Below are 15,385 nucleotides of genomic sequence, written 5' to 3' on the forward strand. Positions count from 1 at the left end.
GCGAGACGATTACCCCACGGGGTATTGTCTGTGTAGTCTGGCGGCCATGACGCCGCGTGCCCTCGCTCTTGCCGTTTCCGCCCTCCTCATCGCCGGCTGCACGTCGGCGCAGCCCGCCGCGCCGGGCGTCCTCGCCGCAGACCCGTGGGCCCGCACCACCGACGGCGCTGAGCGTCCGGACATGACCGCCGTCTTCGTCAACCTCACCAACCCATCGGACGAGGACCGGGTACTGGTCGAGGCCGACTGTGGCGACGTCGCCGAGAAGACCGAGCTCCACGTCATGGAGAACCAGGACGGGAAGATGGTGATGGTCAAGGCCGAGGGCGGCATGACCGTCCCGGCAGGCAAGCACTGGCACCTGGCGCCCGGCGGTCCGCACATCATGCTGATGGGGCTCACCCGCGAACTTCCGGCCGGCTCGGAGGAACTCACCTGCACCCTCACGTTCGACGACGGGCAGAGAATCGAGATCCTCGCACCCGTCAAGCAGTTCACCGAGGAGCAGGACTCCTACCACGAGCATGCCGAGGACGGCACAGAGGTCACCCCGGCCGGATGACCACCGCCGGGTTTCATCCAGCGTTCACCTCGTGTTCCCCCGGCTACCGGGAGTGGTTCACCCTCGTGAGTATTGTGGAACTGTGAGAGTCGCGATCGTCGCAGAATCTTTTCTTCCCAATGTCAACGGGGTGACCAACTCCGTGCTCCGCGTGCTCGAACACCTCAAGGCCCACGGCCACGAGGCGATGGTCATCGCCCCGTCCGACGGTGGCAAGACCCCCAAGCACTACCTGGGCTTCCCCATCGTGCCGGTCAACTCGATCGGCCTGCCGGGCTACGACGTGGTGCGCGTGGTGACCACCACCAGCTTCAACATCGAGCGCATCCTGACCAACTTCCGCCCTGACGTGGTGCACCTGGCCGCGCCGTTCATCGTCGGCTACAAGGCGGCCTCGGTGGCCGCCAAGCTGGGCATCCCCATGGTGGGCATCTATCAGACGGAGATCCCCACCTACGCTGCCCGCTACGGCGTGCCGTCGCTGGAGCCCGTCTTCTGGCACCACCTGCGTCAGGTGCACTCGCTCGCCTCGCTGAACTTCGCTCCGTCCACCTTCGCCCGCGACCAGCTGATCGAGCAGGGCGTTCCCCGCGTCGGCGTCTGGGGCAGGGGCGTGGATTCCGTGCGTTTCGACCCCGCCAAGCGCAGCGACGCCTTCCGCGCGCGCTTCGCCCCCAACGGGGAGCGGCTCATCGGTTTCATGGGGCGGTTGGCCTCGGAGAAGCGCGTGGAGGACCTGGCGGCCGTCGCAGCAGTGCCCAATACCCGCATCGTCATCATCGGCGACGGCCCGTTGCGCGGCCAGCTCGAAGCAACGCTGCCCAACGCCGTGTTCACCGGCCTGCTCACGGGCGAGGACCTGCCCACCGCGTTGGCCAGCCTGGACCTGTTCGTCCACACCGGAGACCTCGAGACGTTCTGCCAGGCCATCCAGGAGGCCAAGTCCTCCGGCCTGCCCATCGTCGCGCCCCACCGCGGCGGCCCCATCGACCTGGTGGACCAGTCGCGCACCGGATGGCTGTACCGCCCCGGGGACCTGGAGGCCATGCGCGGTCACGTCGTGGACCTGATCGGTGACGATGCGAAGCGCCAGGCGTTCGGCGCGGCCGCCCGCGAGTCCGTGTTGGGGCGCACGTGGGAGAAGGTGTGTGCCGAATTGATGGGGCATTACACCAAGGCCATCCGCATGTCGGTGCGCGGCGGCCACCTCGTCGGCTGAGGGTGATCCCCGCTCCCGGCGGGTGCCGAAAGAGGGGGCACAGACCCCTCAAATAGGGGATGCGGCCAATCTGGTGTAAGCTCGACAGGCCCGATGCGGCGCCCAATCGCGCCAACTTGACGCCCAAGCGTCAAATTTCCTATTTGAGCGGGCAGTCCAGTCTCAGGTGGACCTATTCCCTGAGCGCATACCCCTCGAAGGGCAACAACACAATGACTTCACCGATCCGTAAGGCTCGGTGGTCCGCTGACAAGCGCGCCACCAAGGGCCTCAATCCTCAGCGTCGTGGCGTCGGCCGCACCGACCGTCGCGATGATTCCGCACCTCTGAACCGCAAGCAGCGCCGCGCGCTCCAGTTCGCAGACCGCGAACCGGGTTCCGAGAACCGCGAGAGCCAGGGCAACGACGAGACCCGTCGCGACACCCGTCCCAGCACCTCGCGTCCCGCCGGCAACTGGGGCGACCGTCCCCGTCGCGATGACCGTGACGACCGTCGCCCCCGTTTCGACCGCGACGACCGTCGTCGCGACGACCGTTCTGAGCGCGACGATCGCCGTCCCTCATTCCAGCGTGATGACCGTCCCCGTCGCGACGACCGTGACGACCGCGGCCCCCGCTTTGACCGTGACGACCGTCGCCCCCGCTTCGAGCGCGACGATCGCCGTCCGTCGTTCCAGCGCGATGACCGTCCCCGTCGTGACGATCGCGACGACCGCGGCCGCAATGACCGCTTCGACCGCGACGACCGTCGCCCCCGCTTCGACCGTGACGACCGCAACGGTGCCGGCCCCGAGCGCCGCGAACGCCGCAGCGACTCGTGGGGCGAGCGTCCGGCCCGCAAGCCGTTCGAGCAGCGCCACACGCACGAGCCGCGCGGTCACGAGGATCGTCGCCGTCCGTTCGACCGCGATCGCCGCAACGGTTTCGACCGTCCGGAGCGCCCCAGCCTTGAAGAGTTCGAGGCCGAGGCGGATCAGATGAGCTGGGAGGCCACCACAGCCGAGGGTGTGCAGGGCGAGATCTCGTCCGGCTTCCTCGAGTTGGGTGTGCACGAGCAGCTCGTCCGCGTGCTGGCCGCGCAGGGCATCACCGAGCCGTTCCCGATCCAGCAGGCGACCATCGCCGACGCGATCGCGGGCCGCGACGTGCTCGGCCGTGGCCGTACCGGCTCCGGCAAGACGCTCGCCTTCGGACTGCCGATGCTGAGCCGCCTCGCCGCCGGTACCCCCGTCGGATCCCCGCGCGCCATCATCCTGACGCCCACCCGTGAACTCGCGCTGCAGATCGCCGACGTCCTGTCGCCCCTGGCCTCCAAGGTCGGCATCGACCTCACGCTGATCACCGGTGGCATGAGCTACGCGCCGCAGCTGAAGGCCTTCGCCCGCGGCGTCGACGTCGTCGTGGCCACCCCCGGCCGCCTCATCGACCTCATCGAGCAGGGCGCCGCAGACCTCAGCCAGGTCCAGGTCACCGTCCTCGACGAGGCAGACCACATGGCGGACATGGGCTTCCTCACCGAAGTTCGCACCATCCTCGACGCCACCCCGGAAGGCGGCCAGCGTCTGCTGTTCTCCGCCACCCTGGACAACGCCGTCGGTTCGCTGGTGCGCAAGTACCTGTCCAACCCGGTCACCCACGAGGTGGACTCCGAGAAGGCGTCGGTCAGCACCATGGTGCACCGCCCCATGCTGGTTCGCCCGCACCACAAGAACCAGGTCACCGCGGAGATCGCCAACCGTGACGGCCGCACCGTGCTGTTCGCCCGTACGCAGATGGGCACGGACCGTATCGCCGCCCAGCTCCGCGACGCGGGTGTCATGGCCGGCTCGCTGCACGGCGGTCTCACCCAGGGCGCCCGCGCCCGCATCCTGGCGGCGTTCCGGGAAGGCCTCGTGCCGGTCCTGGTCGCCACCGATGTCGCGGCCCGTGGCATCCACGTCGACGATGTGTCGCTCGTGCTGCAGGTGGATCCGCCGCACGACTCGAAGGACTACCTCCACCGCGCCGGGCGTACCGCCCGCGCCGGTAACGAGGGCGTCGTCGCGACGATCGTGCTGCCCCACCAGCGCAAGGTGGCCCAGCGTCTGCTGAGCCAGGCCGGCGTGCAGGCCGAGGGTCTCACCGTGGAGCCGGGTTCGCCCGAACTCCGCGAGGCCACCGGCGCCCGCCCCGTCAGCGGTGTGGCGATCCAGGAATCCGATTACCTGGCGCTCATCGCACCGAAGCAGCAGCCGCGTCGTCGTCCCGACGGCCCGCGTGGCGGTGGCCGCGGTGGATACCGCAGCGGAGGCCGTAGCCGCAACCGTTGGTGAGGCGTACTATTTCCCCGCTATGACATCTGATCTCGAAGTGCGGGTGGCCGAACCGGCCGACGCCGCCGAACTGCTGCAGGTCATCCGCGCAGCATTCTCGGCCCGCCGCCCGGTGGACCCACCCGCAGAGGCCCTCACAGACGCCGTAGCCGACATCGAGCATGCGCTCACCGTCGGCTCCGGCGTCGTGCTGGTCAATGACGGTCACCTCGTCGCCGGCCTGCTCATCGAGCTCGACGGCGACGTGGCGACGTTGCGCCGGGTCTCCGTGCTGCCCGCATGGGCCGGCAAGGGGCTGGCGCGCATGCTGGTGCAGAGCGCCCTGACGCTCGCCGTCGACCTGGGCGCCCGTCGCGTCGAACTGGTGGCGCGCCAGGAGTTCCCGGAGATCGTCCAGTGGTGGCGGGACCATGGCTTCGAGGTGCTGGGCGGCGTGCCCAACGGCCACACGATGGGCCGCGACCTGCCGGTGATCATCGACGTGCCCACGGCAGAAGACATGCGCTCGCTCGGCCGCAGGCTGGCGGGGCTGCTGCGCAAGGGCGACGTCATCGTCGCCACCGGCGACCTCGGCGCCGGCAAGACGACGCTCACGCAGGGCATCGGAGAGGGCCTGGGCGTCACCGGCCCGATCATCTCTCCCACTTTCGTGATCTCGCGCGTCCATCCGCATCCGGGTGAGGGCCCGGCCCTGGTGCATGTCGATGCGTACCGGCTGGGGGGTTCCGCCGAGTTCGCCGACATCGACCTCGACGCGTCGCTCTCCGAGGCCGTCACCATCGTCGAATGGGGCTCGGGCCTGGCCGAATGGCTGGCCGATTCCCGCCTCGAGATCGACATCGAGCGCGGTCTCAACTCGGACCAGCGCACCGTCCACCTCACCGGCATCGGCCCGCGCTGGGCCGGGGCCCTGGAACCGCTCAGGGAGCAGCTATGACCTGGACCGTGGGAATCGACACGAGCCACGTGGTGGCCGTGGGCATCGCCCGCGACGGTGCACCCGTCGCGAGGGTGATCGTCGACGACACCCGCGCGCATGCCGAGGCCCTCATGCCGTCGGTACTGGAGGTCTGTGCGCAGGCCGGCATCGCGCTGACCGACGTGGACGAGTTCGCCGTCGGGATGGGCCCCGGGCCCTTCACGGGGCTCCGGGTGGGCATCGCCACCGCCTGGACCCTGGCCCTGGCCGGCAACAAGCCGGTGCACGGGGTGTGTTCGCTCGATGTCGTCGCACGTCAGTGGGTTGAAACCGCGGACCGCTCGCCGGCCGTTGACGGCCGCCTCGGGGGAGGCTTCATCGTCGCCGCCGACGCCCGGCGCAAGGAGTTGTACTGGGCCACCTACGACGCGGACGGCAATCGCACCGGCGAGCCTCAGGTGAGCGCCCCCACGGAACTTCCCGCACTGCCGGTGGCGGGCGCGGTCCCCGTGGAGTACCACGAGTTCCTCGACATCCAGGGCCCGCAGGCGCTGGACCCGGCTGTCCTCGCGGCGCGCTGGGCCACCCTTGCCCCTGCCGGGGACGAGCCCTACTACCTGCGCCCGGCCGACGCGACGGTGCCGGGCAAGCCCAAGTCTGCGCTTCCGCGCCTGCGAGCGCGCCGATGAACGTCGACATCGCCACGCTCGACGACCTCCCCGCGATCCTCGGGCTCGAAGACCACTTCGAACGACGCGTCTGGTCAGAACAGTCCTGGCACGACGAACTCGTCGGCCTCGGCCGGCTCGTGCTGATCGCCCGGAAGACGGCGGGCAACGTCATCGGGGTCGCCTGTTTCCAGCACGTGGACGAGGTGGTCGACCTGCACCGCATCGTGGTGGCACCGGAAGAGCGGCGGCTCGGCTTCGCCCGCGTCATGCTCGTCGCCGGCCTGCAGTGGGCCATCGCCCAGGGCGCCAGCCGCATGCTGCTGGAGGTCGACCACACCAACGTGCCGGCCATCGCCCTGTACCGCGGCTACGGGTTCCGGCAGGTGGCCGTCCGCCGCGGATACTACGCGCCGGACCGCGACGCGCTCGTCCTGGAGCGGCAACTGGAAGGCGTCGACGCGGATTCCGTCGGCATGTGGGACATGGAGGCACTCGATGACTGAACCCCTCGACGACGCTCAGGGCCCGCTGGTGCTTGGCCTCGAGTCGTCCTGTGACGAGACCGGCGTCGGCATCGTCCGCGGCCGCACGCTGCTTGCCAACGAGGTCGCCAGTTCGGTGGACCTGCACGTCCGCTTCGGCGGCGTCGTCCCCGAGGTCGCGAGCCGCGCGCACCTGTCGGCGCTGATCCCCACCATCGAGCGCGCCGCCGAGAAGGCGGGGATCAAGCTCGCCGACGTCGACGCGATCGCCGTCACCGCGGGGCCGGGCCTGATGGGCGCCCTGGTCGTCGGGCTGGCGTCCGCCAAGGCGCTCGCCGCCTACCTCGGCAAGCCGCTCTACGGCGTCAACCACCTCGTCGGCCACGTCGCCGTCGACCTCTTGGACCACGGCCAGCTGCCCACACCCGCCGTCGCGCTGCTGGTCTCCGGCGGCCACACGTCGCTGCTGCATGTCGAGGACATCGCCACGAAGATCACGGAGATCGGCGCCACCATCGACGACGCGGCCGGTGAGGCCTACGACAAGGTGGCCCGCATCCTCGGCCTGTCCTATCCGGGCGGCCCGGTCATCGACAAACTCGCGCAGGAGGGTGACCCCAAGGCCATCCGCTTCCCGCGCGGCCTCACGGCGCGGCACGACCTGGAGAAGCACCGCTACGACTTCTCGTTCTCTGGCCTCAAGACCGCAGTGGCCCGCTGGGTGGAGCAGCGGCGCCTCGACGGTGAGGAGATGCCCGTCGCAGACGTCGCCGCCTCGTTCCAGGAAGCGGTGTGCGACGTGCTCACGGCCAAGGCGGTCGCCGCGGCGCAGGAGTACGGCGTGGACACGATCCTGCTGGGCGGGGGAGTGGCGGCTAACTCGCGCCTGCGCACGCTGCTCGAAGAGCGCGCCAACGCCGTCGGCATCGAACTGCGTCGGCCCCGGCCGGCCCTCTGCACCGACAACGGCGCGATGATCGCGGCCGTGGCCAGCGAGGTCATCCGGGCGGGCGTCGCACCGTCGGGTCTGGACATCTCTGCACACTCCGGCCTCCCCGTCGGGACCATCTCCGTCTGAGGATCGGATGTGTTCGTTCAAATGGTGCGGGAGTAGCACGGCGGGGTCAAAGACGCAACAAGGTAACGATCTGGTGTCAAAGAACCTGTGATTCTTCCACGACGCACTTAATTGTCGATAAGGTCGCCAACACTAAGTTGGGCCCACTGCGTGGGGCCCACGAGTGTCGTCCTACGACAAGGAGAATCAATGAAGTTCAGGCGAACATCCGCCTCGCTGGCAGTGATGCTCAGCGGCGCGCTGCTGCTGAGCGCTTGCACCAGCCCCGACGAGACCGAAACCCCGCCGGCCGGCGAAACCACCGCGGCCACGGGTTCGGAAAGCCCCGGTACTGAAGACACCGCCAGCGCCGATCCCTCGGCGTCCACGGACCCCTCGGCGTCCGATGGTGAGAACCCCGCGGCCTGCCTGCAGGACGTCGGCATCACCGAAACCCAGGACGGCGAGGTCCGCTACACCGCAGGCCCCGGCGACTGGAGCGGTTACAACTCCATCACCTACAAGACGTACTCGACGTACAACTCGGCCGTTGCCGCACACATGTTCTCGAGCTTCATCTACTTCGGCACCGATGGCACCATCTGTGACAACAAGGACTTCGGCTCGTACGAGGTGCTGTCCGAGGATCCGCTGGAGATCGAGTACACGATCAACGATGACGCGGTGTGGTCTGACGGCACCCCGGTCACCATCAACGACTACCTGATGGACTGGGCAGCCCAGAACCCCGAGTTCCTCGTCCCCGGCTACGCCAGCGGCGAGAACCCCGACGCCCCGGTCGTGTTCGAGCACGTCTCCAGCTCCTTCGCCCAGTACGTGCCCGAGGGCCCGCAGGGCGAGGTCGGTTCGAAGACCTTCACGGTCAAGTACACCAACCCCTACCCCGACTACAAGCTGACCGTGGGCTCGGCGCTGCCGGCGCACGTCATCGCTGAGAAGTCCGGCCTCACCCCCGAGGCGCTGGCCCAGGCCGTGCTCGACCGCGATGCCGAGACCGTCAAGAAGGCCGCCGAATTCTGGAACACCGGCTGGGCCTACAACCCGGGTGAACTCCCGGCAGACCTGGCTGACGTCCCCTCCTCCGGCCCGTACAAGCTGAAGGAAGGCGGCTGGACCGCTGGTCAGTCGCTGACGCTCGAGGCGAACGAAGAGTACTGGGGTACTCCCGCCGCCACGAAGAACCTCATCTTCCGCTTCATCGACGACGCCCAGCAGGTGCAGTCGCTGCAGAACGGTGACGTTCAGGTCATCCAGCCCCAGGGCACCGTCGACCTCGTCGGCCAACTCGACGCCATCGGCGACGCCGTCAAGGTGGACAAGTACTCCTCCCTCACCTGGGAGCACCTCGACTTCAACTTCCGCGACACCAGCGCCTTCGCTGATGCCAACGGTGGTCTCGAGCTGCGTCAGGCCTTCGCCTACTGCGTCCCGCGTCAGCAGATCGTCGACCAGCTGATCAAGCCGATCAGCCCCGACACTGTTCTCATGAACGCCCGCGAGGTCTTCCCGTTCCAGGACGAGTACCAGGGTGTCGTTGACGCTTCCTACGGTGGCGAGTACGACACCGTCGACATCGAGAAGTCGAAGGAACTCCTGGCAGCTGCCGGCGTCACCGCTCCGGTGGACGTGCGGATCGGCTACCGCGCCGGTAACCAGCGTCGTACCGACACGGTTGCCGCGATCAAGGCCTCGTGTGACCAGGCCGGCTTCAACATCATCGACACCAACGCGGCTGACTTCTTCGAGGTCGCGCTGCCCAACGGTGACTACGAAGTCGCTCTGTTCGCGTGGGCCGGTTCCGGCCAGATCACCTCGGGCGAGAACATCTACGCCACGGGCAAGAGCCAGAACTACGGCGAGTACAGCAACGAGGACGTCGACGCCGCATGGGCCGAGCTGACCAAGACGCTGGACCGCGAAGAGCAGCTCGCTGCCATCGAGAAGATCGAGACGGCTCTCTGGGACACGCTGTACGGCATCCCGCTGTACGCCCACCCCGGCATCGCTGCCTACGACGCAGGGCTGCAGAACGTTCGCGCCACCTCGACGCAGGACCAGGTTTCCTGGAACGCGCCGCAGTGGCTGAACAGCTGACCTCCTGAGGTCAGTGCCTAGCCGCTGAAACCGAATAGGGGGCAGGTGACTTCCCGAAGTCACCTGCCCCCCTTTCGTTGCCAACCATGCCAAGTGGCGTAGACTCAGCCAGCGCCAGAGTTGGACAAGCGCGGGTTCAGCTCGAGAAACCTGTAAGGAACGCATACCTGTGATCAGATACATCGCCAAGCGCTTGGGGATCTCCGTCCTCGTTCTGCTGCTCGGCTCGCTGTTGCTGTTCGTGTTGACGATCAACTCCGGCGACCCGCTCGAAGACCTACGTGAATCCAACGCCCCCAACCGCGCCAACCTCATCGCGCAGCGCATCAACTACATGGGGTTGAACCAACCCTGGTACGAGCGCTACTGGGACTGGCTGTCGGGAGCGTCCAAGTGTCTCGTGGGCCAGTGTGATCTCGGGCTGGACCGCAAGGGCCAGTCGGTCAATGCCATGGTCGTCACGGCGGCAGGCTCGACGCTGCGCCTCGTCGTCTTCGCCACCATCCTCGCCATCATCATCGGTGTGACGCTGGGTATCGTGACCGCCATCCGGCAGTACTCGGGCTTCGACTACGCCGTCACCTTCATGGCCTTTGTGTTCTTCTCGCTGCCGGTCTTCTGGTTCGCCGTGCTGCTCAAGCATTACGCCGCAATCGAGTTCAACAACTGGATAAAAGAGGCCAGCTTCAGTCCACAGTCAATAGTGATCATCGCGGCGTTACTGGCATTCGTTCTGATGGCCGCCATCGGCGGTGAATGGAAGCGTCGGCTCATCAACTTCGCTGTCGCCTTTGTCGTCTTCGCCGGCGCACTGTTCTATTTCGACGCCGTCACCTGGTTCCGCCGGCCCTCGATCGGCCTGCCCATCTTCGCCATCGTCGCGCTGGCGCTGGCCGCCCTGATCGTCGGCATGACCTCCGGTTTCGCGAACAAGAACGTCCGCAACGCCGTGGCCACCACCGCAGTGGCGGGGATCATCGGCTACGCGCTGATGCGCGGCACCCTCATGACCAACCCCTCCTGGCTGCTGTTGGCGCTGTGCTTCCTCGGTGCTGTGGCCATCGCACTGATCAGCGGCTGGTTCTGGGGAGGCTTCTCCCGCAAGCAGGCGATGATCTCCTCCTTCATCTGGTCCCTGATCGCCACGCTGGTGGCGGCCGGAGACCTGTTGCTGAGCAACTGGTCAAAGTACCTCAAGGAGATCCCGCGGCCCGTGCCCACCATCGGCTCGGAGACCCCCAACTACGATTCGACGTTCTGGAACCACGCCATCGACTCTCTGACGCACATCGCGCTGCCGACGGTGGTGCTGACGCTGATCTCGATCGCGGCCTACACCCGGTACACCCGCGCGTCGATGCTGGACGTGCTCAACCAGGACTACATCCGCACCGCCCGTTCCAAGGGCATCTCGGAGCGCAAGGTGATCACCCGCCACGCGTTCCGCAACTCGCTGATCCCGCTCGCCACCATCGTCGCGTTCGACTTCGCCGGCCTGATCGGCGGCGCGGTCATCACGGAGACGGTGTTCGGCTGGCAGGGCATGGGCCAGTTGTTCAACGTCGGTCTCAACCAGGTTGACCCGGCACCCGTCATGGCCTTCTTCCTGGTCACCGGCACGGCAGCCGTGCTGATGAACATGCTGGCGGACATTGCCTATGCCTTCCTCGACCCGCGGATCGCGCGCTAAGGAGATTGACGAATCATGACTCAGGATCCGAACCGCACCCCTCTGCAAATAGAGGGCGACGCCTTCTCCATCGAGGACGACGTCGAAACCAGCAACACGAAGTCGTACTCGCAGGGCCAGCTGGTCCGCAGGCGCTTCTTCAGGCACAAGGGCGCCATGGTCGCCCTGACCGTCCTGATCCTCCTCATCCTGTTGGCGTTCTCGTCCATCGGCGTGGGGCCCCTGCCCGGATGGTGGGACAAGGACTTCATCAACGCCTACCCGCCGGTCAACAGCGGCCAGCCGACGCTGCAGTTGTGGCCCTTCCAGATCGGTGAGCACCCGTTCGGGCAGAACACCATCGGCAAGGACTACTTCGCGCTGGTCATGAAGGGCGCCCAGCAGTCGCTGTTCATCGCCTTCATGGTGGGCCTGCTGGCCACCTTCATCGGCACCAGCATCGGCGCCATCGCCGGCTACTACCGCGGCTTCGCCGAAAGCCTGCTCATGCGCGTCACCGACCTGTTCATCATCATCCCCACCCTGGTGCTCGCCGCGGTGCTGGGCCGGATGGCCGGATCGAGCATCCCCCTGCTGGCACTGGTGCTGGGACTGGTCTCCTGGACCGGCCTCGCGCGCCTCGTGCGCGGTGAGGTGCTGTCGCTGCGCGAGCGCGAGTTCGTGGCGGCCGCCCGCGCCGTCGGCACGTCTGCGCCGCGCATCATCGTGCGCCACATCCTCCCCAACGCGCTGGGCACCATCGTCGTCAACGCAACCCTGCTCATCTCGTCGGCGATCCTGCTGGAGACGGCGCTGTCGTTCCTCGGGTTCGGCGTCAAGGCGCCCAACACCTCGCTCGGTCTGCTGGTCAGCGAGTTCCAGAATGCCCTGACCACGCGGCCGTGGCTCTTCTGGTGGCCCGGCATCTTCATCCTCATCATCGCCCTGTGCGTCAACTTCATCGGTGACGGCCTGCGCGATGCCTTCGATCCCCGCCAGCAGATGGACTGATCATGACGACAACTGACAACCAGTACACCGGCCCGCGGTTCACCGGGGAGAACCCGGTGCTGAAGTTCGACGAACTCGACGTGCGGTTCCGCACCGAGTTCGGCACCGTCCACGCCGTCAAGGGCCTCACCCTCTCGGTGGAGCCCGGCGAAGTGATGGCGCTGGTCGGCGAGTCCGGCTCCGGCAAGTCCGTGTCCGCCACGACTGCGCTCGGCCTGCTTCCGAAGACCGCCCGCATCCAGGGCGAGACCCGCGTCGGCGACAAGACCATCAACCACCTCAGCCCCCGCGAGTTGCGCAAGGTGCGCGGCAAGAGCGTCGCGATGGTGTTCCAGGAGCCCATGACGGCGCTCAACCCCGTCATCAAGATCGGTGACCAGCTCATCGAGTCGATGGAGGTGCACGGTGTCGCCTACGGGCGCCAGGCGTGGAACCGGGCCATCGACCTGCTCAAGGCCGTCGGCATCCCCGGCGCCGAGCGGCGCGTGAACCAGTTCCCCCACGAACTTTCAGGCGGTATGCGCCAGCGCGTCGTGATCGCCATGGCGCTGGCCTGTGACCCCGAGGTCATCGTCGCCGACGAACCCACCACAGCCCTCGACGTGACCGTGCAGGCCGAGATCCTCGACCTGCTGCGCTCGTTGAAGGACAAGCTCAACACCGGCATCCTGCTCATCACGCACAACATGGGCGTCGTGGCGGACATGGCCGACAACGTGGCCGTGATGTTCAAGGGCAACATCGTGGAGCGGGGCCCCGTCGAGCAGGTGCTCCTCAACCCGCAACACCCGTACACCAAGAGGCTGCTGGCGGCCGTGCCGCACCTGGGCGACGGCCCCGGCCAGTTCGGCGAGGCGCCCAACCCGGTCGCGGAGGAGGCTGAGGCGGCCCTCGACGTGCGCAACCTCGTCGTCGAGTACCACCGCGCGGGCAAGAAGCCGTTCCGCGCCGTCGACGACGTGTCGTTCGACGTGCGCCGCGGCGAGATCGTCGGGCTGGTGGGCGAATCCGGCTCCGGTAAGTCGACGATCGGCCGGGCGCTGCTGGGGCTCATCCCGTCCCATTCGGGCGAGGTGCAGGTGCTGGGCGAGGACCTCCTCTCCATGCGCGGCAAGGAACTGCGCCGGCTCCGCAAGCGGATCGGCGTCATCTTCCAGGACCCGGCCGCTTCCCTCAACCCCCGGTTCCCCGTCGGCGATGTGATCTCCGAGCCGCTCGAGGTGCACAAGGTGGGCGACCGCAAGTCGCGCGAGAACCGCGTGCACGAGCTGCTGGAGGCCGTCCAGCTGCCGCGCTCCGCGTTCAACCGCTACCCGCACGAGCTCTCCGGCGGTCAGCGCCAACGCGTGTCCATCGCCCGCGCCCTGGCTCTGAACCCGGACCTCCTGATCGCGGACGAGCCCACCTCGGCGCTCGACGTGTCGGTGCAGGCCTCGGTGCTGGCGATGTTCACCACGCTGCAGAAGGAATTCGGCTTCGCGTGTCTGTTCATCTCGCACGACCTCGCCGTCATCGACTCGCTGGCGCACCGCGTCGTCGTGATGCAGTACGGCAAGATCGTCGAGGCCGGGAGCCGCGAGCAGGTGCTGCTGAACCCGCGGGAGGAGTACACCAAGCGACTCCTCGCCGCCGCGCCCGTTCCGGACCCCATCGAACAGCGCGAGCGTCGCGCCGCCCGCCACGCGTTGCTGAAGGAACTCGGCGACGAGATCGTGGAGTTCGACGCCCGGGAACTCGACTTCGAGAAGTGACGCGCACGGCCGCACTTGAGGCGGCGATGCTCGAAGCGGATCCCTCCTCCCTGAAGGCGGGGGAGCGGCTTCGGGCGCGCTTCACGGCCGACGAGGTCGCCTGGGCGCTCACCCAGGCGGCGCTCCGGCGCAAGGGAGTGGCGAAGTTCACCCGCGCGTCGGAGATGTTGTTCACTCCGGCCGGGCTGGAGCAGGCCTCCCGCGAACCAGTCGCGCGCTGGAGGGCCCAGCGGTTCCTGGCCGCCGGCGTCACGGAGGTCTGGGACCTGGGCTGCGGCATCGGTGCGGACGCCATGGCGTTCGCGGCCGCAGGCCTGCGCGTCGTCGCCGTGGAGCTGGACCCCGAGACCGCGGCCGTGGCCCGGGACAACCTCGATCTGGTGGGCGGCGGCGAGGTCATCGTCGCAGCCGCTGAGGACGTCGACGTGCCTGCGGAGGCCGCAGTGTTCCTCGACCCGGCCCGGCGAACCGCGCGGGGCCGAACCTGGAATGTCGCCGATTTCGCGCCGTCGTGGGAGTTCGTGCTCGCGCACCTGGCGGGGGAGCGGTTCGCCTGCGTGAAGCTCGGCCCGGGAGTGCCCAAGGAACTGATCCCGGGCGACGTCCAGGCGTGCTTCGTGAGCCACCACGGGGACGTCGTGGAGGCCTCGCTGTGGAGCGGACTGCCCGAGGGGCCGCAGGCGGTGGTGTTGGCGTCGGCGCAGGACGAACTGGGCCCGGCCGGGCGCCGTCCGCTGGACGTGCGGCCCGTGGGCCGCTACCTGATCGAGCCCGACGGCGCGGTGATCCGGGCGGGCCTGCTGGATGCGATCGAGCCGGAGCGCGACCGGTGGCTGCTCGATGCGCACATCGCCTACCTGTCGTCCGATGAGCCCGTCTCCTCGCCGTTCGCCACGGATTTCGAGGTGCTAGAGGACCTGCCCTATGACCTCAAGGGTTTGCGCGCATGGGTGCGCGACAACTCCGTCGGGACCCTGGAGATCAAGAAGCGCGGGCTGGAGATCGATCCGGCCGCACTCCGCCGGCAGTTGAAGCCCAAGGGGCCCAACGCCGCGACGATCGTGTTGGCCCGCACGGTGCGGGGTACGCGGGCCCTCATCTGCCGCCGCGCCCTTGGTACCGTCAAGCCATGCCCTTCGCGCCCGAACTGACCACCCTCGGCTACATCACGTCGCCAGACCGCACGCGGGTGCTGCTCTGCCACCGGGTGGCCCGCTCGCACGACGAGCAACTGGGCAAGTACAACGGCCTGGGCGGCAAGGTGGAGCGCGGCGAGGACGTCGCTGAGGCGATGCGCCGCGAGTTGCGGGAAGAGGCCAACATCGAGGTCACGGAGATGGAACTGCGCGGCACGGTGGCGTGGCCGGGCTTCAACGGCCGCGACGTGTTCGGCTTCGTCTTCCTCATCACCGGTTTCACCGGAAGCATCCCGGACAGCAACGTCGAGGGCGACCTGGGCTGGCACGACGTGGCCACCATGATGGAGCTGCCCATGTGGGACGGCGACCGCCATTTCCTCCCCCTGGTCTTCGACGACGGGCCCCAGTTCCACGGCGTCATCCCCTACGACGGTGGGCACAGCGTCGGCTGGAAGGTGTCGCGCGGCGCCGGATGAGC

At 68.0% G+C, this 15,385-nt stretch carries 13 protein-coding genes; all 13 read left to right on the forward strand.

Going from position 1 to position 15,385, the window contains the following annotated elements; genetic code table 11:
* Window positions 1-46 precede the first annotated feature (46 nt).
* Window positions 47-562: a copper chaperone PCu(A)C gene (locus J7D54_RS03930; protein ID WP_182761925.1), complete on the forward strand. Its 516-nt coding sequence runs from the start codon at window positions 47-49 to the stop codon at window positions 560-562.
* An 82-nt stretch (window positions 563-644) separates the two neighbouring features.
* Window positions 645-1,781: a glycosyltransferase family 1 protein gene (locus tag J7D54_RS03935; protein ID WP_182761923.1), complete on the forward strand. Its 1,137-nt coding sequence runs from the start codon at window positions 645-647 to the stop codon at window positions 1,779-1,781.
* 212 nt (window positions 1,782-1,993) lie between these two features.
* Window positions 1,994-4,093, forward strand: a complete 2,100-nt coding sequence (locus J7D54_RS14225; protein WP_182761921.1) for a DEAD/DEAH box helicase — start codon at window positions 1,994-1,996, stop codon at window positions 4,091-4,093.
* A 19-nt stretch (window positions 4,094-4,112) separates the two neighbouring features.
* Window positions 4,113-5,030, forward strand: coding sequence for a tRNA (adenosine(37)-N6)-threonylcarbamoyltransferase complex ATPase subunit type 1 TsaE (gene tsaE, locus J7D54_RS03945; protein WP_182761919.1), 918 nt, complete (start codon window positions 4,113-4,115; stop codon window positions 5,028-5,030).
* The gene (tsaB, locus tag J7D54_RS03950; protein ID WP_182761917.1) at window positions 5,027-5,701 is read left to right on the forward strand and encodes a tRNA (adenosine(37)-N6)-threonylcarbamoyltransferase complex dimerization subunit type 1 TsaB; all 675 of its coding nucleotides are present in this window, start codon (window positions 5,027-5,029) and stop codon (window positions 5,699-5,701) included. Before tsaE ends, tsaB begins: the two co-directional genes overlap by 4 nt.
* Entirely contained in the window at window positions 5,698-6,186 is a 489-nt protein-coding gene (locus J7D54_RS03955; RefSeq protein ID WP_076059648.1) for an N-acetyltransferase, read from the forward strand. The genes tsaB and J7D54_RS03955 overlap by 4 nt, the downstream gene beginning before the upstream one ends.
* Complete coding sequence (gene tsaD, locus J7D54_RS03960; protein ID WP_182761915.1) at window positions 6,179-7,243, forward strand: tRNA (adenosine(37)-N6)-threonylcarbamoyltransferase complex transferase subunit TsaD; 1,065 nt, start codon at window positions 6,179-6,181, stop codon at window positions 7,241-7,243. Before J7D54_RS03955 ends, tsaD begins: the two co-directional genes overlap by 8 nt.
* A gap of 189 nt (window positions 7,244-7,432) precedes the next feature.
* Window positions 7,433-9,337: an ABC transporter family substrate-binding protein gene (locus tag J7D54_RS03965; protein WP_182761913.1), complete on the forward strand. Its 1,905-nt coding sequence runs from the start codon at window positions 7,433-7,435 to the stop codon at window positions 9,335-9,337.
* Between the two features lie 169 nt (window positions 9,338-9,506).
* Window positions 9,507-11,027 carry an ABC transporter permease gene (locus J7D54_RS03970; RefSeq protein ID WP_182761911.1) on the forward strand — a complete coding sequence of 507 codons (1,521 nt, stop codon included), beginning with the start codon at window positions 9,507-9,509 and terminating at the stop codon, window positions 11,025-11,027.
* A 15-nt stretch (window positions 11,028-11,042) separates the two neighbouring features.
* Window positions 11,043-12,017 carry an ABC transporter permease gene (locus J7D54_RS03975; RefSeq protein WP_182761909.1) on the forward strand — a complete coding sequence of 325 codons (975 nt, stop codon included), beginning with the start codon at window positions 11,043-11,045 and terminating at the stop codon, window positions 12,015-12,017.
* Window positions 12,018-12,019: 2 nt separating this feature from the next.
* Window positions 12,020-13,768: an ABC transporter ATP-binding protein gene (locus tag J7D54_RS03980; protein WP_182761908.1), complete on the forward strand. Its 1,749-nt coding sequence runs from the start codon at window positions 12,020-12,022 to the stop codon at window positions 13,766-13,768.
* Window positions 13,765-14,919, forward strand: a complete 1,155-nt coding sequence (locus J7D54_RS03985; RefSeq protein WP_245244124.1) for a methyltransferase domain-containing protein — start codon at window positions 13,765-13,767, stop codon at window positions 14,917-14,919. Before J7D54_RS03980 ends, J7D54_RS03985 begins: the two co-directional genes overlap by 4 nt.
* Window positions 14,898-15,383 carry an 8-oxo-dGTP diphosphatase gene (locus J7D54_RS03990; protein ID WP_182761905.1) on the forward strand — a complete coding sequence of 162 codons (486 nt, stop codon included), beginning with the start codon at window positions 14,898-14,900 and terminating at the stop codon, window positions 15,381-15,383. The genes J7D54_RS03985 and J7D54_RS03990 overlap by 22 nt, the downstream gene beginning before the upstream one ends.
* Window positions 15,384-15,385: the final 2 nt, after the last annotated feature.

Origin of the sequence: Tessaracoccus sp. MC1865, from assembly GCF_017815535.1 — a bacterium.
Lineage (GTDB): Bacteria > Actinomycetota > Actinomycetes > Propionibacteriales > Propionibacteriaceae > Arachnia.